Genomic DNA, 25,246 nt, shown 5'->3' on the forward strand with positions numbered 1-25,246 from the left:
TGCCATGACCTTTGTTGTCACAGAAAACTGCATCCGCTGCAAATACACCGACTGCGTCGATGTCTGCCCCACGGACTGCTTCCACGAAGGCCCCAATTTTCTGGTGATCAATCCGGAGACCTGCATCGACTGCAGCCTGTGCGTTGCCGAATGCCCCGCCGATGCCATTTTCGATGAAAAGGATCTGCCGGAGGATCAGCACCACTTCATTCAACTGAATGCCGAGCTGTCCCAGATGTGGCCTGTTATCGACTCGACCTCCGCGCCCATGCCGGAGGCGGAGCAGTGGGTCGATCAGCCGGACAAGATGCAATACCTGGAGCGCTAAAAAATGCCCCAACTTGTCATAACGAGTTGCTTGCGGACGCTGTCGCTGGCCTTGGTGGTGGTTTCTGCCGCAGCTCTGGGCAGTACCCGCCCGATGGAATTGCCTGATCGCCACATTCCGCTACCAGAAACACCGGAACTGGTAATCCAGTCCCTGATGGAAGGAGGCCGTTGTGTCTAGACAAACCCTGGTAGAACCACCCAAGGAAGTTCGCCTGAAACGCAAACTCAATGAGCTGGAACTGAGCTGGCCCGATGGCCTGACCACCAGGCTTAGCTGCCTGATACTGCGCAAGTCCTGCGCCTGCTCCCATTGCACCCAGGCCAGACGCACCGGCCGGCTCAGCCTGATTGATGCCGACATCCGCGTGGACCGTGTGGAGCTGTCCGGTGTCAGTGGGCTGCAGTTTTTCTTCAGCGACGGTCATTACCGGGGGCTTTACCCCTGGGCCTTCCTGCGGGAACTGAGCGAGCAGGTATCATGAACCAGACTCTCCGCACTCTGGACACCCACTGGTGGGCACCGGCACGGCTGCGATATCCCGGCGCCGCCTTGTGCGGGGTGCTCGCCCTGGCCGGCAGCTTCCTGGCAAACCACTATGGTGCCCCGGCATTGGTACTGGTACTGCTGCTGGGATTCGGCTTTGCCAGTCAGGCGGCAGACACCCGACTACAACCCGGCGTGGAATTCTGCAGCCGTCAGGTATTGCGTGTCGGCATCGCCCTGCTTGGCGCCCGAATCGGTGTGGAACAGCTGATGACCGTCGGCAGCCTGCCGTTGCTGGTGGTCCTGACCTGCACGCCCATCATCATCGGCTCCGCGCTTCTGCTTGGGCAGTGGTTTGGTCTGCCCCGTATGCAGAGCCTGGTAGCCGGCGTGGCCGTGGCGATCTGCGGTGTGTCTGCCGCAGTAGCGGTGGCTGCCGCTATCCCCCAGGGCAAACTGGAAGACCGGCGGCTACTGGGCGTTGTGGTGGGCGTTACTGCCCTTGGCACCCTGAGCATGCTGGTACTGCCTCCGCTGTTCGCCATGCTGGGCTACAGCGAGCCACAATCCGGACTACTGCTGGGAGCCAGTATCCACGATGTTGCCCAGGCGGCCGGGGCCGGTTATCTGGTCTCCGATACCGCCGGCGACATTGCAACGCTCACCAAACTTTTGAGGGTAGCCCTGCTGGCACCACTGGTGCTGTTGCTGGGGGCACTGCTCAACCGCAACAGCGCTGGCAAGGCGGAACATCCCTGGTTCCTTTTGGGCTTCGTCACCCTGTTTGGCATGAACAGCCTTGGCTGGCTGCCAGAAAACCTGCGCCAGGCCCTGGCCACCACTTCGCAGGCTTGCCTGCTGGTGGTCATGGCCGCCCTGGGCATGCGCACCAGCCTGTCATCCCTGATTGCCCAGGGATGGCGGCCCTTTGCCTTGCTGGCCCTGCTCAGCGCCCTGCTTGTTATCACGGCCATGGGATCCATGGCCGTTTACTCACTCTGAACCGATATACAACCGGCCAACACGGAGGACTACCCCATGGCTGCACTTGGAACCGAAAGCGTTATCAGCGTCCATCACTGGAACGACACCCTGTTCAGTTTCAGAACCACCCGCGACCAGAGCCTGCGCTTTGAGAACGGCCACTTCGTAATGATCGGCCTGCCGGTGGATGGCAAACCCCTGCTTCGTGCCTACAGCATTGTCAGTGCCAATCACGAGGAATACCTCGAGTTTCTCAGCATCAAGGTTCAGGACGGTCCGCTGACCTCGCGCCTGCAGCATCTCCAGGAAGGCGACTCGCTGTTCGTCAGCCGCAAGCCCGTGGGCACTCTGGTAATGGGGGACCTGAACCCGGGCAAGAATCTGTACCTGTTCGGCACCGGTACCGGGCTGGCGCCTTTCATGAGCATCATCCGCGACCCAGAGACCTATGAGCGTTTTGAAAAGGTCGTGCTGGTGCACTGTGTACGGGAAGTCAGCGAACTGGCCTACCACGACTACCTGACCAGTGAACTGCCAGGCCACGAGTTCCTGGCGGAGATCATTGGCGACAAGCTGATCTACTACCCCACGGTTACCCGGGAGCCGTTTCGCAACCAGGGACGGATCACCACCCTGATTGAATCCGGCCAACTGGCGAAGGATACCGGCCTGCGACAACTGAACCCGGAAACCGACCGGGCCATGCTCTGTGGCAGCCCGGCCATGCTGAAAGACCTCTCCGCCATGCTCGACGGTCTCGGTTTCGAAGCCTCTCCCCACCAGGGCGAGCGCGGCGATTACGTCATTGAACGTGCATTCGTGGAACAATAACCGGAGGTATTGCCATGTCCAGCCCAGTTTCCTATCTGCCAGCCCATCAACAGAAGCGCCAGGGGCCGGAACAGAAAACGGTTCCCGGCGTAAAACACCTGATAGCAGTGGCTTCCGGCAAAGGCGGCGTTGGCAAGTCCACAACCACCACCAACCTTGCCCTGGCACTGGCAAGCAGTGGCGCCCGTGTGGGCATACTTGATGCCGACCTCTACGGCCCCAGCCAGCCCCGCATGCTTGGGCTGAAGGGCATGCCCGACAGCCCCGATGGAAAAATCCTGGAACCCATGATCGGCCATGGCATTCAGACCATGTCCATCGGCTTTCTGGTGGACGACGAATCCCCCATCATCTGGCGTGGCCCGATGATCACCCAGGCCCTCACCCGGCTGGTGTACGAGACCCGCTGGGACAATCTCGATTACCTGATTGTGGACATGCCGCCGGGCACCGGCGACATCCACCTGACCATGGCCCAGCGCATGCCGGTTTCCGGCGCGGTCATCGTCACCACACCCCAGGACATCGCCCTGCTGGATGCCCGCAAGGGGCTGCGCATGTTCGAGAAGGTAAACGTGCCGGTACTGGGCATTATCGAAAACATGAGCACCCACATCTGCACCGAATGCGGCCATGAGGAACACATCTTCGGCGAAGGGGGTGCAAGGAAAATGGCCGGGGAAGCTGGCACTGAACTGCTTGGAGAGTTACCTCTGGATATCCGCATCCGTACCGGCTCTGATTCGGGCCAGCCGATCATGATCAGCGAACCCGATGGCACCCTGGCCGGCGCCTACCGGGAGATTGGAGCACGGATTACCAGGGAGATTGAAACGCTCGCCGGTTCGGCGCAGAGCGATGCCGCCAGGCAGAATATGCCAAAGATCATCATGGAGTAGATACTGGAGCCCCAAGCATTATCGGGGCTTTTCCCCGGTTTCCATCTGAGTGATACGGCCAATAATCAGGTCCAGCGAACAGGTTTCGGCGTAATTAAAGTCCGACGTACCTATTACTGGCTATTGCCATGCACAGGAAACCAAACCTTCCCGAAAAGATCTGCCCTGTCTGTGAACGCCCCTTCTCCTGGCGCAAGAAGTGGGCAAGGAACTGGCATCACGTGCGCTATTGCAGCGAGCGCTGCCGGCGCTCCGGGAGAAGCGGTCGATGACCACCGTTGTCTGGTTCAAGCGGGATCTCAGAACCCGGGATCAGCGAGCGACAGTGGGCAGTTATCGCTGTTTGACTAGCCGGCTTGCCCACAACGTCAACAGGGCCAGACCAAGTGCAATCAGCATCGGCCATACCAGTGCCCATAGCTGATACGGCGCTGGCAACCAGACCGGTGATTCCACCAGCCCACCGGCCTCCCAGGGCATCCACCAGAAGGCCACAAGACTCACCCCAACAGCTGCCAGCCATCCGGCCACCAGCATTGGCGGGTTGTGGCCTGTGCCGAGCTTTGCTGACAGCGTCCACAAGTACCGCAGGATCAGTAACAGAGTGGCCACGGCGCCAGCCGTCATCAGGGGAGACAGGTAACCGGCCAGCGCAAACTCCAGCCGGTTTTCCAACAGGCCTTCTTTCATCGCCAGTTTGGCAAGCGCACCGCTGGTGAACGGCAGCCCGGCCAGGGAAAGACCGGGCAACGCAATCAATAGCCAGACAACCGCACGGCGCATTGCGCCTGCTGGCAATGACACTCCTGCAGAGAGGAACAGGCTGCCCTTGGCAAGTCCATGATGAAGGGCATACAGGGCAATCACTGAAAACAACACCGGAGCCCGCCCGGAGTCAGCCAGTGCGACACCCACCATCAGCACCATCAGCCCCATCTGGCTGATACTGGAATAGGCCAGTACCGCCTTGGGCCGCTGCTGGCAGACTCCCAGCACAGCGGCACCGATTGCGCCCACTGCCCCTGCCACTATCATCAGAGCCCCCCACCCCGGCATGGCAACCTCTCCAAATGGCAGTGTAACCAGCCACCCCAGCAGACCGGCCTTGATCATGGCACCGCTAAGCACCGCACTGGCAGGTGTTGGAGCCACCGGATGGGCCAGTGGCAGCCAGAAATGCAGCAATGGCAAACCGGCTTTAACACCGAAACCAGCTATCAACAACGCCATGATCAGATCCCTGCGGGGGGATGCGGCGATGGCTTCGGGCAGGTCCGCAAGCATCTGACTGCCGGCGGCAGCAGATGCCAGCAGTAACCCCGTCAGAATGGCCATTTCCCCCAGCACCGCCATCACCAGATAGACTCGCCCGGCGCGGATCGCCTCGTTCGTTCCCTCGTGCACCACCAGTCCATAGCCGGCAAACGTCATTAACGCGAAGAAGCTGTAGAAGCTGCCAATATCCACGGCCACCGTCAGGCCCAGGTTGCCTGCCAGGGTCAGCCCCCAGAACACACAGAATCGCCGCAGGTGGTCGGGCCTGAGGCAGCCCACCGCGTAGATACCCGCCACCATCCAGAGCACCGCGGTCAGCAGCAGGAACAGCCTGCGCACCCCGTCCACTGCCCATAGTCCGCCGTTGAGCAACCACGGCATTTCCAGTTGCCAGCCAGGCTCGCTGCCAAGTGCCAGAACCAGGGCAGGCAGTGGCAGCACAGGCAGGGCGTACCGCATCGCCCTCTCCCACGCCGCACGCAGAGCCATCGCTGGATACAGCAACGGCAAACACACCGCCATAATCACCAGAAGCGGCTCAGGAAGCATCATGGTGAATACTCCCGCAACACAATCAGTTCGGCCCAGGACAGCGGGCTGAACGGCAGCGATGCCAGCACCCCGACCATGACTGTCATTACAGCTGTCAGTAGCGGCGGCCAGAACAGCCAGGCGCTGGTTTCCAGGCGCCCCCACTGTCGTTCGTGGGGCCAGTGGGCTGCCGGCTTACGGAACCACAATCGGTACAGGACAGGCAGGAAGTAAGCCGCGTTAAGCAGGCTGCTCGCTACCAGCACGACTACCACCCAGTCCATATTCACCGCCAGCGCCCCGCTGCCCATGGTCCACTTGGTGATAAAGCCGGCCAATGGCGGCGCGCCAATCATGCCAAAGGCACCGATGGTAAAGGCCACCGAAGTACCGGGCATACGCCGCCCCGCACCGTCCATTTCGTCGATGCGGTGAATACCCAGTGTTTCGGCGTAGTTGCCGGCACAGAAGAACAGTGTGATCTTCATGATGCCCTGGTGCAGCAGGTGAACCAGGCCGCCGACAGCGGCAACCGGCCCGAAAATCGAGACCCCGAGGATGATGTAGGACACCTGGCTCACGGTAGAAAACGCCAGCCGCCTTTTCAGGTCAACCTGCCATAGCGCCCGGACTGAAGCGTAAATAATGGTGAATGCCGCCAGCCAGGCCAGCGGTTCCAGCAGACCTAGCGCGGAAGACGCGTCAACGCCATAGACATCGTGAACCACTCGCACAATGCCGAAGGCCCCGGCCTTCACCACCGCCACCGCATGCAGGAGCGCACTGACCGGCGCCGGCGCTACCATCGCCTGGGGCAGCCAGCCATGAAGGGGGAAAATCGCCGCCTTTACCCCCAACCCGGCCACAAGCAGGATAAATATCAGGGTCAGCGAACGGTGGATATCCGGATCGGAGCCGGTGAAATGACCACCTTCACGGAATGGAAGATCTCCCACCACGCCGTGAAGCCAGGCAATCGCCAGCAGCAATACGGCACCTCCGGTGAGCGTATAGATGACGTAGGTCCGCCCCGCTTTCAGGGCCTTCTCGGTGCCCCGGTGCACCACCAGCGGATAGGTGGACAGGGTCAGCATTTCGTAGAACAGGAAGAAGGTGAACAGGTTACCTGCCAGGGCAATACCCATGGTGCTGGCCACGCACAGGCTGAAAAAACCGAAGAAACGGCTGCGATTGGGCGAGTCCTCGAGATAACCGACCGCGTAGATGGTAGTCAGTAACCAGAGTACTGCCGATAACCCGGCAAACATCATGGAGAAGGCATCGGCTTTCAGTACGAACGTCACACCCGGCACCATGGTGAAGCTCACTCCATAGCCCACACCACGGAAAACGCCCCAGACCATCACAACCACCAGCCCGAGTTTCAGCAGAGCGGCACCCAGGTTCACCGCTGTCCGCAAGCGGTATCCCTTTTCGGGCAGGGCAAAGATCACCAGCGAGGCAATCAGCGAGGTCATCAGGGCAAGCACCGGTATCCAGGTGTTCAACGTCATGGCGAGCCCTCCTCTTCGAACGGCAACGCCATCACTGACAGCACCTCCGCCGACACCAGCCCGAGCCCAAGAGAAAGCAACGCCAGAATCATCGGGATGATCTCCAGGCTCCTCGGTGGGTGGTAGAAATGATCCGTCTCCGAGCTTTCGAGAAAAGAAGCTCGGTAAATCCGGAACACATAGGCCGCAGAAAGCAGACCGCCCACCAGCAACACCAGCACCCACCACCACTGGCCACTGCCGAGGCTGGCCTGCAACAGCAGCCATTTGGCAGCAAACCCGCCGCTCGGTGGCAGGCTCATCAAGGACACCCCGGCCAGACCAAAGGAAAACAGGGAGAACGGCAGGAAGCGGCTGACACCTTTCAGGGCATCCACGCGACTGCTCCCCGTGGACAGGATCAGGTTGCCAGCCGCCAGAAACATTGCTGCCTTGGCCAGGGCATGGCTGATAACCTGAAGAGTGATGCCTTGCTGGGCCTGTAACGTGACAGATTCAGAGACCGAATACGTCAGTGGGAACAGCAGAAACAGATAACCGATCTGGGCCACCGAGGAATAGGCCACCACCTGTTTCAGTTCCAGTTGGCGGCATGCCAGCCAACTGCCCCACACGATAGCCGCGCTACCCAGCAGCCCCACCAGTTGCGCCGCGGCCAGGTTACCCAGCGGCTCGCCCAGTTCCAGCCACAATCTGGCGGCGATGTAAAAAGAAGCCTTCACCACCAGCGCCGACAACAACGCACTGACTGGCGATTTGGCAATGCCATGGGCCGGGGGCAGCCAGCGGTGAAGCGGAAACAGGGCCGTTTTCAGGGCGAGACCGGTAACCATCAGTGCAAGCGCCAGGCTGGAACCTGCCGGAACAGGATGTTCCTCCAGCCAGAACACCACACCCGCAATGGACAGGGTGCCGAACTGCCCGTATATCAATGCCACCCCGAGCAGATAGGCCAGCGAACCCAGCAGGGCCGCCAGCAGATATCTGATTGATGCCCGCAACGCCCCGGCTTTGCCGCCCAGGGCCACCAGGCCCACCGCAGAGAGACTGATCAGTTCCAGCCCGACATAGAGGTTGAACAGGTCACCACCCAGCCAGACGGCGTTCAGCCCGGACCAGAGAAACCAGAACAGGGGCCAGAAATACCGGTGCCAGGGTTTATCCGCATCGATATAGACCCCCGCATGCCACCCGCAAGCGCTGGCTACCACCGCGGTAAGCAACACGAAGGTGACCGCAAGCCCATCCACTCGCAGCTCGATCCCCAACGGCGCTTCCCAACCCCCAAGGCCGTAGTAGAACCCACCGTCGCGGGAGACAGCCAGCCATAGCCCCAGCGATACCAGAACCTGAACCACAATGCCGACCCAGGTAACCAGGCGGCCCCAGGTAAAGTTCATCAACAGCGTCAGTACCGCCCAGGCTAACGGAGTAAACAGCAGGCCGGCCATCAACCACAGCGTCATTCCGGATCATCCCCCCGGGGCGAAGGCTCGTCCTCAAGGCTCGACATACCGGAAAGGTGGTAATAACGCCGTATCAGCACCACGGCCAGTGCAGTGGCGGCAATCGCCACCACAATGCCGGTGAGCACCAGCGCTTGGGGCACCGGATCAGGGCCGCTCTGGTGCTGGGGCAATCCCACCATCACCAGAAACACACCGGACCCCATGATATTGAAGGCCAGCAGCTTGCGAAGCAGGTGCCTCAACCACAGCAGCCCGAACAGGCCGATACCGCACAACAGGGCCCCCGCCAGCGCATACAGCAGCGGCGTCGTCATGATGGCGCCCCCTCTTCAGGGTCCTCGGCATCATTGACCGGAGCGGACACAAACAAAGCCAGTAATACCATGGCAATGGACAGGGTCAGAACCGTTTCGATAACGACAATCAGTGCTTTGGTCATGCCGGGCGGATACGCCAGGAAGGCATCACCCCCGATGGCACTGGCCACCGCCACCAGCAGAAACACCGTAAAGCCCAGGGCCAGGCCCAGTCGCAACATCAGGCCTGGGCGGAGAAACTCCATGGGGCTGCCACCAAGTCGCATCAGCACCCCGGTGGCGGCAAGCACCGCGCCGGCCTGAAATGCGCCACCAGGGCGGTCTGCTCCTGCCCACAACAAATACCCCGCCAGCACCAACATCAACGGCACGAACCAGCGTTGCAAGGCATAGAGCAGCGAGTCCGAGGTGCGCATCGCCGGGTCCTCGAGCGATGCGGTTTTTGCCATGGAGATACCCGCAATGCCAGCAATCACCAGCACACCGATCTCAAGCAGGGTGTCGTAACTGCGGAAATTCAGCAGCACTGCCGTGACAGGGTGCTCCACGCCACTGCGGCCCATGTTTTCAGTCAGCAGTTGCGTCAGGTTCACCGGGGTGGGGTTGCCGGAGATGGTCCAGATGCTGGTCGCCAGAACTCCTGTGAATGCCAGACACGCCAGGGCCATAACAAGTGTTTGTAGAGCCCGCATCATTGCCTGTCGCCTCTTTGCTTTTGAACCTCAAGGGAATGACTGCCAAGATGGCTGACGGCGTCCAGCAAGAGCACACCGGTAAGCCCGGCACCGATCGCCGCCTCGGCCAGGGCAATATCAGGCGCATGCAACCGCACCCACGCAACTGCCATCAGCACCCCGAAGGCCATGAAAACCACCACCGCCCGAAACAGATTTGTGGACCACAGGGCCGCCACGGCGGTGACCAACAGCGCCAGTACCAGCAATCCATCCAGTAACCACTCAACCATTACGGTTGCCCTTCTCCATCCTGGCCCTGACCCCGGACCTGACAGCCCTCGCCACCAGATGCGCCGAGGTGGCACTCGCCGCCAGTGCCACCACCCAGATCAACACCACCTTGAGGCCTGCCGCCATTGACGGGGCCAGGGGCAACAGGGCGAGGACAATAAAACCGAGCCCGAGATTGTCAATCTTGGTGAGTGCGTGGATGCGGCAGAGGGTATCCGAAAACCGGAACAGCCCGAGGGTGCCCACGCCGAAGAAAAAGCAACCCGCCAGCATGAGCAACACCTGGGTAATCAGGACAAACGATTCAATCATGGGCGCTCACTTTCTGGTCTGGGCCGCTCTGACCGGGCTTTCTCTTCACTACTGTCTATCCCCACCACCCGGGTAACAAACGCCACAACGGCAATAACTGACAACAGGGCCAGAATGAGGGCCACATCCCTCAGCGAAGCCATGCTCTGGGCCTGGGCCAATACCAGCATCAGGGCCACACCCGTGGTCCCGAACAACTGGGAAGCCAGCATTCGGTCGGCAGGTTGCGGCCCCCGCCAGATGCGCACCAGCGCCACCAGCAGATTCCCCAGAAGGAATACCGCGACCATATTCAGCATCAGGGTCATGAGGGGCTTTCCTCGGCACTGGTTTCACTTAAACCAAACACCCCCGCGACTCTCCGCTCGGCCGCGCGAACGTCTTCATCAATGGGCAGGTCCAGATCAAGGCAATGAAGTTCCAGGCTGGCACCCTGTAAACGCACACTGAGCGTGCCGGGCATCAGTGACAGGGTGTTGGCAAGAAGCCAGCGGGGACCGCCCTCAGGCAGGCTGGTTTTTACCAAAAGATATCCCGGATTAAGCGGGATGGAGGGCGACAGCAGACGGCGGGCAACGTCCAGGCCCGCAGTTACAGAGCGCAGGGTAAAATACCCGGCGAAAGCCAACGCCGCGGCCGGGCGGAGGGCATGGCTGGACGGCGGATACAGCGTGCATGAAAATAATGCCACTATCAGCACAATCACTGCACCGGACCACAACCCGGATGGATCGCCTTCAGTCAGCACCCACCACACGAGGAAGAAGACGCCCGCACGTAGGCAAAAGGCTCTGAGTAAAGCCATAAACACTCCCTGTGGAGTTTGCAGCAAGCCGGTCTCCCGGCTTCCTCCCAATAGCTCACAACATCTGCGGTAGGAACTGCTCACGCCGGCTGATGACCTTACCTGCCACCATAAACACACCGTCGCCGGTGTAATGAAGGGTTTTGGGGTATTCCGGTGAGGTCGCAGCCTCCGCGTTAACCACTTCCCATACAAAGAAGTTATACCGGTCTACCAGGCTGTCATCCACCAACCGGCATTCGAAATTCGCATAACATTCATGGACTAGTGGAGCCGACACTTTCATTGCAGCCCCGGCAGAGAGACCAAACTGCTCGAACTTGTCGATCTTGGCGCCACTGCTGTTACCAATCCCGATCACCTGGTCTGTCAACTCCGTCGTGGGAAGGTTTATCACACATTCGCCACTACGGCGAACCATGTCAAAACTGTGGTTGCCTGCGGCAATAACGCAACCCAGCAGCGAAGGTGAAAAAGCCAGGATCGTGTGCCACCCCATGGTCATGATATTGCGTTGCCCCTCCCAGGCCGAGGAAACCAGTACGATAGGCCCCGGCTCCAGGTACCGTCGCACCTTATCGAGGGGAACAGGTTTTTTCAGGGATGAAGATGTCATCTTCTGACTCCTGTGAGTTACTTCCAACCCAGCACCAGGTCACCCGTGGCATTGATCATGCAATGAGTACCCAGGTCTTTGCCAATCCGGCTGAGGGTAGCTGCCATCCACTGGCGATCTTCCTCCGTGGCATTATGCAGCTGCAACCGACGCAGCTGCATCGCCACCATGTTCAGAGAATGAAGTTTGCCGGTTTCGCGGGACACCGTGGGGAAATACATCAGGGTAAGATCGCCCCGGAAGTCCTCATGCCCGCTTATGCCTTCATAATCATTGATAAAGTCACCGCAGCCGTAGAGGATCAGCTTGCCCTGGTAGACTTCAATCCCTCGCGGGTGATGGGAAGAATGGCCATGGATCAGGTCAACGCCGGCCTTTTGGATCAGCGCATGGGCGAACGCCCGCTGTTCGGGCTCGATCCGATAGCCCCAGTTGCCTCCCCAGTGGATAGACAGCATGACAAGGTCACCCGGATTGCGTACCGCGCGAATCCGGCCTGTAAGGTTTTCCAGCGACCGGTCGGACAGGTCCGGTAAACGATAGACTCCACCGTGGGTTGCTGTGGCGGCCCAGTTTGCGGGCACGCCGCTACTCTCAAGACAGCACGCGAACACCAGAATGCGCCGACCACCTGCCAGGGGAAATACGCCAGGCTGGGTAGCCTCCTTTTCGTTTCTCCCGGCACCTACCGGTGTAATATCTGCCCCGGTCAGCGTTTCCAGGGTGCTGTCGAGTCCGTCAAGGTCCCAGTCCAGTACATGGTTGTTGGCAAGGCTGCAACCATCGGGCCTGGCAGCTTCCAGGCAGGCAATGTTATCCGGATGCATCCGGTAGTGAATTCCCTTGCCTGGCCAAGGGGTCGGGCTGGTGGTGATACTGGTTTCGAGGTTGATAAAGCGAAGATCTGGCTGGCGTCGGTCCAGCTCATCCAGGGCATCCCCCCAGATATAACGATTGCTGACCGGTTGCCTGACCGGCCCGCTGTGCCTTTCAGCCAGAGCCACATACTCAAGGGCATTCTTGACCCAGGGTTCATAGAGCTCTGGGGAACAGGAACTGGCAAGTATCTGATCGATGCCTCGGCCGGTCATTACATCACCACACAGAAACAGGGTTGCCGTTTGCTGTCTGTCGGTCATGACAGAGTCTCCTTCTTGCCTTGCACGCTGACACCAGGCCTGAAGCAGGCCGCAACGCCATCGTCAGTCCGGGCTGACATACCATGGCACTCCGGCCCGCTCACAGCGCTCCAGCTCTGCAATAACCTGAGCTCCCAACAAGAGGATAATGGAGCCCACCTCCAGGCTGATCAACAGCACGATAATGGTTGCCAGTGACCCGTAGATCACGTTGACGAATGAGATATTGAGAAAGTAGTACATCATGACCAGTCGGGTTGCCTCCCACAGGATAGCCGCTACCAGCCCTCCAACCACTGCCCGGCGCGGGGATATACGCAGGATGGGCAGCACCTTGTAGATGGCGCTGAACATGATGAAGACACTGACAAAACTGAGCAGGTAGAGAATCACCCCCGGTTCCTCGTAAAGCGTATTGATGAACGCAAACAGCAGGGTCAGGGTAAGCAGGCCGGCTCCCAACACCAGCATGAAGGCATAGGGCAGCACGGCTGAAAGCCAGAAGCTGCGACGGGGAATGTCCGGGCGGTGAAAGATGATGGCAATCGAATCTTCCAACATCCGGAAAGCAAATGAGCTGAAGAAAAGCAGGACCGGGATACCTGCAATTCCAATGATATCCCGCGACTCCATGAAGGCACGTACGGCATCCAGCCAGAGGTCAGCGTGAGCAGGCGCAAAATGCTGGGCCTGGATCGCCATGACCTTCAGCAGTTGCTCTTCTTCCACCACGCGGGTGAGCAGAACTCCGAGCAGAGCCAGCAGGGGTACCGCTGACAAGAGGACGTTGTAACCAACTCCCCCTGCCAGCAAGACCCCATGATTGCGGAAAAAGTCGCGCAGAACACGACTCGAGAACAGCCAGAGCCGCCGTATCAATACAGCCGGGGAACCGTCTCTTTCGGTCATATCAGTCATGGGCCTGGTTTAGCTGTCGCGCCTGACCTCGATATCAAGCAGTGAATCAATGTCGCTGGCCTCGAGGGTTTCTTCCTCAAAAAGCGTATTGGCCAACCGTTCCAGTTGGTCACGGTTCTCTTCAAGCCGTTTGTTCACCTCTTTTTCAATGCCGGTGATGAGCTTCCTGACTTCGTCATCAACTTTCTCGGCGGTCGCTTCGCTGAAGTCGCGCTCCCGGGAAATTTCATGGCCAAGGAACACTTCCTCCTGGCTTGAGCTGACCGACATGGGGCCAATAACCTCACTCATTCCCCAGCGGGCAATCATCCGGCGCGCCAGTTTGGTGGCCTGCTCTATGTCGTTTTCAGCGCCACTGCTCACCTCGTTGAAGATCAACTGCTCAGATGCCCGTCCACCCAGCATGACCGCGATCCGGTCGCGGGCGTAGCTGGCACTCATGTTCAGGCGATCTTCATCCGGTGCCTGCTCGGTCATACCCAAGGCACGGCCACGGGGAATGATAGTGACCTTCTCAAGCGGATCTGCCTTGGGGAAAAGCAGCGCTGTCAGCGCGTGACCGGACTCATGGAAGGCAATCACCCGTTTCTCCTCATCACTGAGGTTCTGCTCTCGCTTGCCACCCATCAGCACCTTGTCCCGCGCCATGTCGAAGTGCCGCATACAGACGACCTTGCTGTCGTCGCGACCCGCGAACAGGGCCGCCTCATTGGCGAGGTTTTCCAGGTCGGCACCGGCAAATCCCACCGTTCTGCGTGACACAGCCGCCAGGTCCACATCATCCCCCAGGGGCATGGCTTTGGTATGGATTTCCAGTATCTTTTCCCGTGCCTGCCGGTGCGGACGGTCCAGCGTTACCTTGCGGTCAAAGCGCCCCGGGCGCAGCAAGGCGGGGTCGAGGACATCGGGCCGGTTAGTGGCGGCGATAACCACAACGGTTTCATGGGGAGAAAACCCATCCATCTCTGAGAGTATCTGGTTGAGGGTCTGCTCACGCTCGTCATGACCGCCGCCAACACCTGCTCCCCGCGACCGGCCGATGGCATCGAGTTCATCAATGAAGATGATGGAAGGCGACTCCTTCCGGGCTTCCTCGAACATATTGCGCACCCGGGACGCGCCCACCCCCACGAACATTTCAATGAACTCGGAGCCGGAAATGGAGAAAAAAGGAACAGCTGCTTCACCAGCCACCGCCCTTGCCATCAGGGTTTTACCGGTACCGGGCGGCCCTACCATCAGCAGCCCCCGGGGCAGCTTGGCGCCCAGACGCTGATAAAAGGCTGGATTTTTCAGGTAATCGACAATCTCCGTCAGGTCCTTCTTGGCATTGTCCGCCCCGGCAATATCATTGAAGGTCTTGCCGGGCTCGTCCCTGGAAAAGCGCTTGGCTTTGGACTTGCCCATGTTGAACAGCCCGCCGCTCTGTTGGCCGCCCATCTGGCGCTGCATGCGTTGCCAGAAGAAAATAATCAGGCCGAGGATGATCAGCCAGGGCAGAAAGCTGACCATCAGACGGGACAATACGTCCGGGCCGGATTCCTTGGCAGTAATGGTGACGCCATTCTGCTCCAGCAGTTCCACTATCCGGGTATCACCAACCTCGGGAATATGGGTGCGAAACATCTGCCGGCCCGTGGGATCGTCTGAATCTCCCGCGGCTGACATAGTGCCTGTTACCTGGTGCCCCTCGATCGTCACTTCCGCCACTTGCCCGGCGGTTACCCTTTCCTTGAATTCATTGTAGGTGATCTCCGGGGAGCCCGATTGCGAGACCAGCTCAATGAGATAGAAAATCACAAAGGCCAGTAGCAGAACATTCAGCACCCGGACCCATTGGGGTGGTTGGTTCTGTTGCCCGGTTTCATTCATCGGATCAAGGGGCTTACGCTGACGCTGATCGTCTCGCTTCTGATCGTTTTGCCGATCAAATCGCCCTGCGTCATTAGACATTAAAGGTTCCTCAGTTGTGGATGCTCTTGGTAATAATCAGTTTTTGTCGGTCCAACCCTGGTCGGGCCTGAACCGGTTCCCATGGGTACTGGCCAGGGTTTCCAGGGACCTCCCGATATCGTCAAAGCCCCGTTCACGGGCGTAATTCATGGGGCCGCCACGGAACGGGGCGAAACCGGTGCCGAAAATCATCGCACCGTCCACCAGGGCTTCATCCTCGATCACGCCCTCACGCAGGCAGGCCATGCAGGCATTGAGCATGGGCAGCAGCAGACGGTCGAGGGTGTCGTCCGGGGCTGCGGCTGTCTTGTCCTGCTTGTCGGCCTTGCCTTTTTTCCAATGGTACAGGCCTTCACCGGATTTCTTGCCCAACTTGCCGTCTTCAACCTTCTGCCTGAGCCAGTCCGGTGCCGGCGGCAAGTCAGTATCCAGCCGGTCACGCAGCATCTCAGCCACACTCAGGCAGATATCCAGGCCGACCTGGTCGGCCAGCTCTATCGGCCCCATGGGCATGCCGAACTCTTCCGCCACCCGGTCGATGCTTTCCGCGGCAACGCCTTCATCCAGCATGACCATAGCTTCCACCAGGTATGGCGTCAGCGCCCGGTTCACCAGGAAGCCGGGTGCGGTTTCAACCGGTGCCGGCAGCCTGTCAATCTGGCCAACGAAGGCATGGCCCCGATCCAGCACTTTTTTAGCGGCCTTGTCATGGTTAACCACTTCAACCAGTGGCATCAGGGCAACCGGATTAAAGAAGTGCAGCCCAAGCAGGCGTTTCGGGTCCTTGAGTTTCTCACCCAGGGTTTCCAGGGGAATGCTGGACGTGTTGGTGGCCAGGATAGCGCCCTGCTTCAGCCTGGGTTCTACCTCTTCATAGACTTTCTGCTTGAGATCCACCTTTTCGGGCACCGCCTCGATCACCAGGTCGGCGTGTTCAACGCCCCGGTTGGCAAAATCCGGTATCAGGCGATCCAGGATATCCCGGCGCTGGGACTCGGAGCGGTGCTTCTTCTCGCACAGGTCGGCCAGCTTTCTGACCGCCTCCGCCAGCTTGTCCGCTTCCATGTCAAAGAGGGTGACCCTAAGCCCCTGGAAAGCACACCAGCCGGCTATATCTGCCCCCATTTCGCCGGCACCCACCACGTGAACGTGGCTGACCGGTTCCGCCTTGGTGCGGGTCAGGCCTTTCATTTTCTCACGCAGGAAGAATACCTTGACCAGATTACGGGAGGTGTCAGTCATCATCAGTCTGGCAAATGAGGCAATTTCCTCCTTGCGCATGGATGGACCGGAATCACCCCCGTACTGCTCCCATAACCCGATCAATGCTTCGGGGGCGGGATAATGCTGAGGGGGTGCTTTTTTCGCCGCCTGTGCACGCATCTGGCGGGCTTCCAACTGCCGTGCCGGCTTTGTGGTAAGCACCCGACCACGCACGCCATTGCTGCTCTGTTCAATATCGCCGGCAATGGCTGCCGCGACCGCTGCTTCAACATGACGCTCCTCCAGTACCTGGTCTACCAGCCCCAGTTTTCTGGCCTTGAAATCGGGGGCTGTCTTGCCGGTCAGCATCATGGTCATCGCTTCAATGGGGTCTGCCAGCCGGGTAAAACGGGCGGTTCCGCCCAGGCCCGGATGCAGGCCCAGTTGAACTTCGGGGAATCCCAGCTTTGCCCCCCGAATGGCAAACCGGTAATCACACGCCAGGGCCAGTTCCAGACCACCACCCAGGCAGGAGCCATGGATAACGGCGATGGTGGGAAATGATAACGCCTCCAGCCGGTCAACCACCTCGTGGGCGCGGGTCAGTTTCTCCACGACTTCCGACTCGGACTTGAGATCGGAGAATTCAGAAATATCCGCCCCCAAACAGAAGCCTGTGGATTTGGTGGAGCGTAACACCAGCCCCTTTGGCGGCTTGCTCTCGAGTTCGCTGATAATCCCCTCAAGCTCTTCCAGAACCTCGGCCGAGATGACGTTTGCGCCGGCATCCTTCTTGTCAAAAATAAGCCACGCAACGTCATTACCGTCGCGATCAAGGTGCCAGTGCTGCCAGTTTCCCGCCGGTACCTCGCTATCTGTATTCTCGAACGGGCCCCGGGCCATTTCACGGGTACTCAGTGCTTTCAGAATATGACCTGTCATTGCTGCCTCCTGAATCTTGTGGCTGAAGCGTGGTTGCTGCTGCGATGGGCGCTACACTGCCTCGATCAGCATCGCCCCGGACTGACCACCACCAATGCATTCGGTGGCTATGCCCCGCTTGAGGCCCTTGCGATGCAGGGCATTCATCAGGTGCAGAACGATCCGGTTGCCACTGGTACCGACCGGGTGGCCCATGGCTACAGCACCGCCATCAACATTCAGCCGCTCGGGATCCAGTTTGCCCATGGGCTTGTCCAGCCCCAGGGCCACCTTGCAGAACTCGGGGTCATCCCAGGCCCTGGTACAGGCCAGTACCTGAGCCGCGAACGCTTCGTTGATTTCCCACAGGTCGATATCATTAAGGCCGGCCTTGTGCCGCTTCAGCAGGGCGGTGGAACTGAGAACCGGTCCAAGCCCCATGATTTTCGGGTCCAGAGCGGACCATTGACTGTCGACCAGGACCGCCTTGGGTTTGAGGCCGTACTTCTTCACTGCGTCCTCGGAGGCCAACACCAGCCAGGAGGCCCCGTCAGTCACCTGCGAACTGTTACCGGGAGTCACCTGCCCGAAAGGCGGTTCAAAGGCGGCCTTGAGCTTGGCCAGGGCCTCGGCGGATGTATCGGCGCGCACACCATCATCCTGCCGGAACAACTCCCCTTCCGGCGAGATGGCAGGCTCTACTTCGTCGTCCAGCCAGCCTTCTTCCTGGGCTCGGGCAAGGCGTTGATGGCTTGATACAGCATACTCATCGGCTTCCTGCCGGGTGATGTTGAATTGCTGGGCCAGCACCTCGGCAGTCTGCCCCATACTCAAACCTACAATGGGATCTGTGAGCCCTTTGGCCAGACTGATTTCCGGCTTGAAGTCCTTCGGGCTGAACTGGCCGAGCTGGCGGGCATAATCCTGGGGGGAAGAAGCAGCATTGAGCCCCGCCAGCCATTCCACCGCCTCCGTTTGCAGAACCATCGGGGCGTGGCTGAGGGCATCGGTTCCGCCAGCAAGGATCAGGTCACTGTCACCATCGCGGATGTATTTGTACGCGGTATCGATGGACTGCATACCGGAACCGCAGTTGATCTGTACCGTAAATGCGGGCATGGCTTCTCCCATCCCCAGGCGCAGGGCGGCAATTCGTGCCGGATTCATCTCTGATGGCACAACATTCACGCAGCCAAGAATGACCTGATCATAGGCATCCACGGGTATTGGCTGGCGCAGCAACAGAGGTCGCCCACACTGGACCGCGAGATCGACCGGTGAAAACGGGCCGGGACGCCCCCTGGCTTTGAGAAACGGGGTGCGTGCGCCATCGACCAGGTACACCCGGCGCGACGATGAGCTCCCGCCCGGGCCTGTATTGCCAGTGGACGTTTTCGAGGTACGTTGCGTCATTGGGGTCCCTCCGTTGGCTCATTCTAAAGTTTGGTAAACCCAGTACTTACTTACCGACTTGGACTCGTTCTTCAGTGTTTCAAGGGCCACCTGCACCAGAGCCCACTGTTGAAATCGGATAATTCATCTACAACTGTAGTAGTGATTACCCGAAAAGGAGGACATGTATGTCACGCCCACAAGATCTTTTCCCGACCCGTCTCGAGCGCAAGCTGGGGATGTTTGAAAGGCTGGACCCCGTCGTGCACACGCCCGACGAACGGATCTCTGACGGCCCGTTATCCACCGGGCAGGTGCGCGAATTCGATGAGAATGGCTTTCTGTTCTTTGACTCGTTCTTTTCCAAAGATGAGATGGACGGGTTCATCAAAGAACTGAAAGATTACGAGGAGGACGATGATCTCAAGCTATCGGAAGGTACGATTCTTGAGCCGGGAAAGGAAGAAATTCGCTCTATCTTCGGTATTCATCAAATCTCCGAACGCTTTGACCGGCTGACCCGGGACCCGCACCTGCTGAACATAGTGCGCCAGTTGCTGGACAGCGAGGTGTACATCCACCAGTCACGGATCAATTACAAACCGGGGTTCAAGGGCAAGGGTTTCAACTGGCACTCTGACTTCGAAACCTGGCACAGTGAGGACGGCATGCCGCGAATGCGATGCCTGAGCTGTTCCATCGTGATGACCGACAACAACGAGTTTAACGGACCGCTGATGCTGATTCCGGGGTCCCAGAAGTACTTCATTCCCTGTGTTGGTCGCACGCCGGAAGACAACTACAAGGAATCCCTTAAAACCCAGAACCTGGGTGTTCCTGATGCCGCCAGCCTCACCAGGCTGATGAATGAGAACTCCATACAAGCGCCCAAGGGGCCACCGGGGTCGCTGATCATATTCGAGTGCAACACCCTGCATGGCTCCAACGTGAACATGTCATGCTGGCCACGGAGCAACCTGTTCTTCGTATACAACAGCGTACATAACACGCTTGAAGAGCCCTACTGCGGCAACAAGCCCCGGCCCGAGTTCCTGGCCAACCGGACAAACTGGGAACCTCTGAAGCCCTTATGATGGAGTAATCGCCAGCCGCGCTAAAGATTGGTCAGAGCACTGCTCTGACCAATAACGACTCTCCGTTCAGTCATTCGCTTCCTTCCACCTTTGTCTCCGGCCCTGACTTTTCCAGAGACGGCAGCACGAGCACCGGACACGGGGCATTCACCGAGACATACTCCACAGTCGCCCGACGCAGAGGCCAGTGACCAGTACTGCCCCGGGATACCAACAGCATCAGGTCGGCACAGATCTGGCCCGCCAGCCCCACCAGTTTTTCGCCTGCGCTTCCCGCCACCACATGCAGATGCGCGCCACGGTTCAATGGCAGGTATTTGCGAACGAGCAGATCCAGCATTTCACGCACCTGGGCCTCTTTCTGGTCCGGCGCCTCTTCGGTCACATGGGGGAAGAACCCACCACCGCCCGGACTGAAGACACTGGCTAGGTGGAGCTCGCCGTCCTCGTCGAGCAGATCCATGGCGGCCTCCAGAGCGCGCTTGCCCTCACCGTCGTCTTCCGGATCAATGGCGATCAACAGTTTCCGATACATACCCGTTCTCCTGTTTTGTTTCGGAAGTGGCCTCCACTTCCGGGAAAGCCCTTCCATGCACCAGCTCATCCATACTGTAACCACGGTAATCCGCCCGAAGCGCCCGGAAGAGCGCAACTGCCATGAAAATCAGCAAGATACAGAATGGCAGCCCCAGGGAAGTAATCACGTTCTGCAGCGCATCCAGTCCACCGGCCAGCAACAGCGTGGCGGCAATGACACCCTGGGCAGCGGCCCAGAAGATCCGCTGGCGTACGAGAGAGGGCTGATCATCACGCCTTGTCAGCATGTCGATGACCAGGGAGGCAGAATCGGAAGAAGTGGTAAAGAAGATAATGATGATCACAACGCTCAGCGCCGATGCCACTTCGGCAAGCGGAAAGGCGTCCAGAAAGGCAAAAATGGCAACGGAAGGGTCCTCGCGCACCTGCTCAGCCAGGGCTACCTGGCCATTCATTTCCACCTGGATGGCCGACAGGCCAAAAACTCCGAACCACACCAGGGTGAAGGCTGTGGGAGCGAACAGAACGCCCGCTACAAATTCCCGGATGGTACGCCCCCGGGAAATCCGGGCGATGAAAATCCCCACATAGGGCGCCCAGGAGATGGTCCAGGCCCAGTAGAAGAGCGTCCACTGCCGTTGCCAATCGGATTCGCTGAAGGTCTGGGTCCAGAACGCGAGCCAGGGCAGGGCATCGAAGTAATCGCCCACGCTCTGGACCATCCCCTCGGCAATGAATACCGTCGGGCCGACGGCAAACACGAACCCGAGCAGTGTCATGGCCAGAATAATGTTGAGCTGGGACAGCCTGCGTATGCCCTTGTCCAGCCCCAGGGCTACGGAGGTGGCGGCGATACTGGTGATGACAACAATCAGAACAACCTGAACCGGTCCGGTGGTAGGCACACCAAAAAGGTAATTAAGGCCGCTGTTCAGCTGCAGGGTCCCCAGGCCCAGTGAAGTGGCCACACCAAAAAGGGTTCCCAGCACGGCGATCACATCCACCGCCCATCCCCACGGGCCAAATGCCCTCTCTCCGAGGATCGGATAGAACAGGCTGCTGATCCGCATGGGCAGATTGTGACGGTAGGCGAAATAGCCGATAGCCAACCCGGGCAGGGCAAAGATGGTCCATGTGTGCAGGCCGAAGTGGTATAGCGCCACAGTCATGGCGTCGCCGGCAGCCTGCTCGGACCCGGCCTCTACTCCCTCGAAAGGTGGGCTGGCGAAATGGGAAATCGGTTCCGCCACACCCCAGAACATCAGTATTGTGCCGATGCCGGCGGCGAACAGCATGGTGAACCAGGTCAGGTTGGAATAGTCGGGCCGGCTGTCATCGGCTCCAAGGCGAATGGCTCCATAGCGGCTGACCGCCAGACCCAGCAGAAACACCAGCAACGAAGTAACCGCGAGGATATAGAACCAGCCCAGGTTGCGGGCCACCCAGCCGGTCAGCAGGCCAAAGCTTCTGGCAACGGTTTCGTCAAAAGGGACGGCCAGGGCAACAAATAGAGCAGCCACCCCGGCCGAGGTAAAAAACACCCCTGGTATTGTCTGCAGTCCCAGTTGGCGTTGCAGCCGCTCCAGCACAAGAGCCTCCATTCCTTTCAGAAAAGATAAAAGAAAGGCCTTACGCTAACATACACGCCAACCCGTTGTAGGACTGAGATCAATTTCAGTCAGTTCTGATTCAGCTGCCGCTGATGTTCCAGCATCTGCTCCATCATGAGCTGCATCTGGTTCATACGATTTTCCATCATATTCATGCGCTGCTCATAATTCATACCCGCGCCATCAGAGCGGTTACCCTGGCCACTGCCATTCTGTTTTTTACCCTGGTTGCCCTGGTTATTCATCATTCCCTGGCCCTGGCCCTGGCCCATCATGCCTTGCCCCATCATTCCCTGGCCCATCATTCCCTGGCCCATCATGCCGCCACGCATCATGTCCATATGCTCCTGCATGTACTCCATATGCCTTTCCCGGATGCGCTGACGCTCGGCATCTGATGTAGCACTGCGCATCTCCTGTCTCATGGCCTGCATTCGCGCCATATTCTCTTGCATCTGCTCCATCTGTTCTTCGTTCATCATGCCTCCGCGGGGCATCTGCCCGGAGTTACCCTGGGCAAAAACCAGCAGGGGCGCAGACACGAGTACGGAACACGCAATCAAACGGGTAAATCTGTTCATTAGATCCTCCTTATATTCTGCAACAATCTGCATCCTGTTCAGTAAAGACCATGAAACTGAATTCAGGCTGAAAGAACGTTCCGGTACATACAAGTATTCAGTCATCCTTGACCTGGGTCATCGAATGGCCTTCAGAACATAACCCGCGCACCAATCACGGCGAACCAGTCCTCTGTACTGCCACCGGAATCTTCGGCCAGATCTGCGGTATCACCATACTTACGCTCGTGAACCACACCAACATACGGCGCAAAAGAGCGGCCAAGAAGATCATAGCCCAACCTCAGCCCTACCTCAGTGGAATTCAGCCCCTTACCGACACCAATTTCCCTGTCCTCGGAGAACGCCACCAGGCTTTCAAACGTTGCAGACATAATCCAGTAGTTGGTAATCAGCAATTCATACTCGGCCTCAAAGTCCACCGAAGTGTCGCCTTCATCACTGACGTAAAGGTTCGTGTCTATTTCGAACCAGTAGGGCGCCAGGCCGGTAAGCCCGAGCACACCGTATACCCGATCCGGACCTTCCGGCGTATCGACGCGGATACCCCCCTTGGCATCCCAGAAGTCATCCACCGGAATCTGTGCAACAAACTGGTTCTCCAGGGTTTCCCAGGCGTTGTGGGCTTCTTCCCATTCGCCTTCGAACAACCAGCGGAACTTCAGTTCATCGGTGCCATAGAAGGCATCGCCTTCAATCACCGCCAGCTCTTCGTCTGAATCACTGTAGCGGTACTCCAGCTTTTCGGCAGACACACCCCAGAAGGTCTTGGCGGTCTGGGTTTTCTTGGCAGGATCTTCCTGGGCGATGGCCGGAGCGTTCAATGCGGTCGCTGTCAGAGCCAGGACACACATGGATGCCGTTAATCGACTCATGACTCACCTCCCTGCTGACCATTCTGCGTGCCTTCGGCCATGGTGGTGTCCGGGCCACCCTCCACCACAATCTTGCGGAACATGCCGGAGGCGGCGTGGTAAGACAGGTGACAATGGAAAGCCCACTCACCCGGTGCATCTACTTCGGTTTCCATGTAAACGGTGGTTGCGGGTGCCACGCTGATCACGTGCTTCAGGGGGTTCCACTTGCCCTCGCCGACGTCAAGGATTGACCACATGCCATGCAGGTGCATGGGGTGGGTCATCATGGTTTCATTGACGAACTTGAAGCGAACCCGCTCACCGTATTGCAGCACGATGGGGTCGGCATCCTCGTACTTGGTGCCGTTGATGCTCCACTCGTAGCGCTCCATGTTGCCCGTCAGACGAAGTTCAATTTCACGGGTCGGTTCGCGGTCTTCGTACAGCGGGTTCTGGGCCTTAAGGTCCGCGTAGGACAGGAATTTTCCGCCATTACTGGCAGTGGGAATCAGCCCGCTACCTTTGGCATAGAAAGGGTCTGCAGGCATGGAAGCCCCATCACCCTGATCCATACTGTCGTGGCCCATGGCACTGTGATCCATGCCGGCCATGTCATCACCGTTCATATCAGCCATGTCGTCATCGCTCATGTCGCCATGATCCATATGTCCGCCCATATCAGACATGGTCAGCAGGGGAGCCTCTCTCAACTCAGGCACTTCTGCTGTCATTCCTTCCTCTGGCGCCAGAGTACCTCGGGCAAAACCCGAGCGGCCCATGGATTCGGCGAAGATGGTGTAGGCTTTTTCGTCCTTGATGCGAACGATCACGTCATAGGTTTCCGCTACGCCGATGCGGAATTCATCCACATTGACCGGTTGCACATTGTTGCCATCCGCCTGCACCACCGTCATTTCCAGTCCCGGGATCCGAATGTCGAAATAGGTCATGGCGGAGGAGTTGATAAAACGCAGGCGAATCCGCTCTCCCGGCTCGAACAGCCCGGTCCAGTTCTGCTCCGGCCCCTTGCCGTTGATCAGCCCTGTGAAGCCCTGCACGTCTTCGATATCCGCTTTCATCATGCGCATATCGCCCCACATCATCCGGTCCTGCAGCGCAGCCATGAACCCCTTCTTGCTGGACTCGGCAAAGAAGTCGCTCGCGGTCTGCTGCTGGCGATTGTAATAATCAGCGGACATTTTCAGATTACGCATAATGCGGTCACCGGAGTGGGGATGCTTGTCGGTAAGCTGCACCACGTATTCCCGGTCGTAACGGAAGGGTTCACGGCCCTCCGGCTCGATCACAATCGCGCCATAGGCACCATTGGGCTCCTGGAATCCGGAATGGCTGTGGAACCAGTAGGTGCCAGCCTGAACAATCGGGAACTGATAGGTGAAGGTTTCCCCTGGCTTGATGCCAGGAAAACTGATGCCCGGCACGCCATCCTGTTCAAACGGAAGAATCAGTCCGTGCCAGTGGATAGAGGTCATCTCATCCAGATTGTTGGTGACATTGATGGTCACCTCTTCACCCTCCTTGAACCGTAATACCGGCCCCGGGGAGGCTCCGTTGTAACCAATGCCTTCCTTGACGAAATCGCCGGTGTCAATCTGGACCCGGTCAACAGAAATATTGTATTCGGCGGCGTTGACCACCACGGTGAAAAGGCCGCCGAAAACGGCGGCCAGAAGTTGTCTTTTCAT

At 58.8% G+C, this 25,246-nt stretch carries 28 protein-coding genes; 8 read left to right on the plus strand and 20 right to left on the minus strand.

Annotated elements, in window-relative coordinates; genetic code table 11:
* Window positions 1-4 precede the first annotated feature (4 nt).
* The 7 genes from fdxA to QPM17_RS09925 all read left to right on the plus strand — a co-directional run bounded on the left by fdxA (window position 5) and on the right by QPM17_RS09925 (window position 3,800).
* Window positions 5-328, plus strand: coding sequence for a ferredoxin FdxA (gene fdxA, locus QPM17_RS09895; protein ID WP_285390515.1), 324 nt, complete (start codon window positions 5-7; stop codon window positions 326-328).
* A gap of 3 nt (window positions 329-331) precedes the next feature.
* Complete coding sequence (locus tag QPM17_RS09900; protein ID WP_285390516.1) at window positions 332-508, plus strand: hypothetical protein; 177 nt, start codon at window positions 332-334, stop codon at window positions 506-508.
* Window positions 501-812, plus strand: a complete 312-nt coding sequence (locus QPM17_RS09905) for a DUF971 domain-containing protein (RefSeq protein WP_285390517.1) — start codon at window positions 501-503, stop codon at window positions 810-812. Before QPM17_RS09900 ends, QPM17_RS09905 begins: the two co-directional genes overlap by 8 nt.
* Window positions 809-1,816 carry a YeiH family protein gene (locus QPM17_RS09910; RefSeq protein WP_285390518.1) on the plus strand — a complete coding sequence of 336 codons (1,008 nt, stop codon included), beginning with the start codon at window positions 809-811 and terminating at the stop codon, window positions 1,814-1,816. Before QPM17_RS09905 ends, QPM17_RS09910 begins: the two co-directional genes overlap by 4 nt.
* A gap of 36 nt (window positions 1,817-1,852) precedes the next feature.
* A complete protein-coding gene (locus QPM17_RS09915) occupies window positions 1,853-2,629 on the plus strand; it encodes a ferredoxin--NADP reductase (protein ID WP_285390519.1) in 777 nt (258 codons plus the stop codon).
* Between the two features lie 14 nt (window positions 2,630-2,643).
* Window positions 2,644-3,528: an iron-sulfur cluster carrier protein ApbC gene (apbC, locus tag QPM17_RS09920; protein ID WP_422732750.1), complete on the plus strand. Its 885-nt coding sequence runs from the start codon at window positions 2,644-2,646 to the stop codon at window positions 3,526-3,528.
* A 128-nt stretch (window positions 3,529-3,656) separates the two neighbouring features.
* Window positions 3,657-3,800, plus strand: coding sequence for a DUF2256 domain-containing protein (locus tag QPM17_RS09925; protein ID WP_285390520.1), 144 nt, complete (start codon window positions 3,657-3,659; stop codon window positions 3,798-3,800).
* A 61-nt stretch (window positions 3,801-3,861) separates the two neighbouring features.
* Here QPM17_RS09925 and QPM17_RS09930 read toward each other — a convergent pair whose 3' ends face one another.
* The 15 genes from QPM17_RS09930 to QPM17_RS10000 form a co-directional block, all read right to left on the minus strand.
* Window positions 3,862-5,355 (minus strand): complex I subunit 5 family protein, encoded by a 1,494-nt coding sequence (locus QPM17_RS09930; protein ID WP_285390521.1) that lies wholly within the window; start codon window positions 5,353-5,355, stop codon window positions 3,862-3,864.
* On the minus strand, window positions 5,352-6,848 hold the full coding sequence (locus QPM17_RS09935; protein WP_285390523.1) for a proton-conducting transporter transmembrane domain-containing protein: 1,497 nt from the start codon (window positions 6,846-6,848) through the stop codon (window positions 5,352-5,354). The genes QPM17_RS09930 and QPM17_RS09935 overlap by 4 nt, the downstream gene beginning before the upstream one ends.
* Window positions 6,845-8,314, minus strand: coding sequence for a complex I subunit 5 family protein (locus tag QPM17_RS09940; protein ID WP_285390524.1), 1,470 nt, complete (start codon window positions 8,312-8,314; stop codon window positions 6,845-6,847). The genes QPM17_RS09935 and QPM17_RS09940 overlap by 4 nt, the downstream gene beginning before the upstream one ends.
* Window positions 8,311-8,631, minus strand: a complete 321-nt coding sequence (locus QPM17_RS09945; RefSeq protein ID WP_285390525.1) for a cation:proton antiporter subunit C — start codon at window positions 8,629-8,631, stop codon at window positions 8,311-8,313. The genes QPM17_RS09940 and QPM17_RS09945 overlap by 4 nt, the downstream gene beginning before the upstream one ends.
* Window positions 8,628-9,329, minus strand: a complete 702-nt coding sequence (locus QPM17_RS09950; protein ID WP_285390526.1) for an MnhB domain-containing protein — start codon at window positions 9,327-9,329, stop codon at window positions 8,628-8,630. Before QPM17_RS09950 ends, QPM17_RS09945 begins: the two co-directional genes overlap by 4 nt.
* On the minus strand, window positions 9,326-9,601 hold the full coding sequence (locus tag QPM17_RS09955) for a Na(+)/H(+) antiporter subunit B (RefSeq protein WP_285390527.1): 276 nt from the start codon (window positions 9,599-9,601) through the stop codon (window positions 9,326-9,328). The genes QPM17_RS09950 and QPM17_RS09955 overlap by 4 nt, the downstream gene beginning before the upstream one ends.
* Entirely contained in the window at window positions 9,594-9,914 is a 321-nt protein-coding gene (locus tag QPM17_RS09960) for a cation:proton antiporter (protein WP_285390528.1), read from the minus strand. Before QPM17_RS09960 ends, QPM17_RS09955 begins: the two co-directional genes overlap by 8 nt.
* A complete protein-coding gene (locus QPM17_RS09965; protein ID WP_285390529.1) occupies window positions 9,911-10,222 on the minus strand; it encodes an MrpF/PhaF family protein in 312 nt (103 codons plus the stop codon). Before QPM17_RS09965 ends, QPM17_RS09960 begins: the two co-directional genes overlap by 4 nt.
* A complete protein-coding gene (locus QPM17_RS09970) occupies window positions 10,219-10,719 on the minus strand; it encodes a Na+/H+ antiporter subunit E (RefSeq protein ID WP_285390530.1) in 501 nt (166 codons plus the stop codon). Before QPM17_RS09970 ends, QPM17_RS09965 begins: the two co-directional genes overlap by 4 nt.
* 55 nt (window positions 10,720-10,774) lie before the next feature.
* Window positions 10,775-11,335, minus strand: coding sequence for a flavin reductase family protein (locus tag QPM17_RS09975; protein ID WP_285390532.1), 561 nt, complete (start codon window positions 11,333-11,335; stop codon window positions 10,775-10,777).
* Between the two features lie 17 nt (window positions 11,336-11,352).
* Window positions 11,353-12,474 (minus strand): CapA family protein, encoded by a 1,122-nt coding sequence (locus tag QPM17_RS09980; protein WP_285390533.1) that lies wholly within the window; start codon window positions 12,472-12,474, stop codon window positions 11,353-11,355.
* A 63-nt stretch (window positions 12,475-12,537) separates the two neighbouring features.
* Complete coding sequence (locus tag QPM17_RS09985) at window positions 12,538-13,392, minus strand: YihY/virulence factor BrkB family protein (RefSeq protein ID WP_285390534.1); 855 nt, start codon at window positions 13,390-13,392, stop codon at window positions 12,538-12,540.
* A gap of 9 nt (window positions 13,393-13,401) precedes the next feature.
* On the minus strand, window positions 13,402-15,345 hold the full coding sequence (gene ftsH, locus QPM17_RS09990) for an ATP-dependent zinc metalloprotease FtsH (protein ID WP_285390535.1): 1,944 nt from the start codon (window positions 15,343-15,345) through the stop codon (window positions 13,402-13,404).
* Between the two features lie 36 nt (window positions 15,346-15,381).
* On the minus strand, window positions 15,382-17,490 hold the full coding sequence (locus QPM17_RS09995; RefSeq protein WP_285390536.1) for a 3-hydroxyacyl-CoA dehydrogenase NAD-binding domain-containing protein: 2,109 nt from the start codon (window positions 17,488-17,490) through the stop codon (window positions 15,382-15,384).
* 51 nt (window positions 17,491-17,541) lie between these two features.
* A complete protein-coding gene (locus QPM17_RS10000; RefSeq protein ID WP_285390537.1) occupies window positions 17,542-18,882 on the minus strand; it encodes an acetyl-CoA C-acetyltransferase in 1,341 nt (446 codons plus the stop codon).
* A gap of 167 nt (window positions 18,883-19,049) precedes the next feature.
* On the opposite strand from QPM17_RS10000, the gene thpD reads away from it, so the two are divergent.
* Window positions 19,050-19,955 (plus strand): ectoine hydroxylase, encoded by a 906-nt coding sequence (gene thpD / locus QPM17_RS10005; protein ID WP_285390538.1) that lies wholly within the window; start codon window positions 19,050-19,052, stop codon window positions 19,953-19,955.
* Between the two features lie 70 nt (window positions 19,956-20,025).
* Here the strand turns inward: thpD and QPM17_RS10010 are convergent, their stop codons facing one another.
* The 5 genes from QPM17_RS10010 to QPM17_RS10030 all read right to left on the minus strand — a co-directional run bounded on the left by QPM17_RS10010 (window position 20,026) and on the right by QPM17_RS10030 (window position 25,246).
* Window positions 20,026-20,490, minus strand: coding sequence for a universal stress protein (locus QPM17_RS10010; RefSeq protein WP_285390539.1), 465 nt, complete (start codon window positions 20,488-20,490; stop codon window positions 20,026-20,028).
* The gene (locus tag QPM17_RS10015; protein ID WP_285390540.1) at window positions 20,462-22,081 is read right to left on the minus strand and encodes a BCCT family transporter; all 1,620 of its coding nucleotides are present in this window, start codon (window positions 22,079-22,081) and stop codon (window positions 20,462-20,464) included. Before QPM17_RS10015 ends, QPM17_RS10010 begins: the two co-directional genes overlap by 29 nt.
* An 89-nt stretch (window positions 22,082-22,170) precedes the next feature.
* A complete protein-coding gene (locus QPM17_RS10020) occupies window positions 22,171-22,683 on the minus strand; it encodes a hypothetical protein (RefSeq protein WP_285390541.1) in 513 nt (170 codons plus the stop codon).
* 131 nt (window positions 22,684-22,814) lie between these two features.
* A complete protein-coding gene (locus QPM17_RS10025; protein WP_285390543.1) occupies window positions 22,815-23,558 on the minus strand; it encodes a copper resistance protein B in 744 nt (247 codons plus the stop codon).
* The gene (locus QPM17_RS10030) at window positions 23,555-25,246 is read right to left on the minus strand and encodes a copper resistance system multicopper oxidase (protein WP_285390544.1); all 1,692 of its coding nucleotides are present in this window, start codon (window positions 25,244-25,246) and stop codon (window positions 23,555-23,557) included. The genes QPM17_RS10025 and QPM17_RS10030 overlap by 4 nt, the downstream gene beginning before the upstream one ends.

The organism is Marinobacter azerbaijanicus, from assembly GCF_030250645.1.
In the GTDB taxonomy this organism is placed as follows: domain Bacteria; phylum Pseudomonadota; class Gammaproteobacteria; order Pseudomonadales; family Oleiphilaceae; genus Marinobacter; species Marinobacter azerbaijanicus.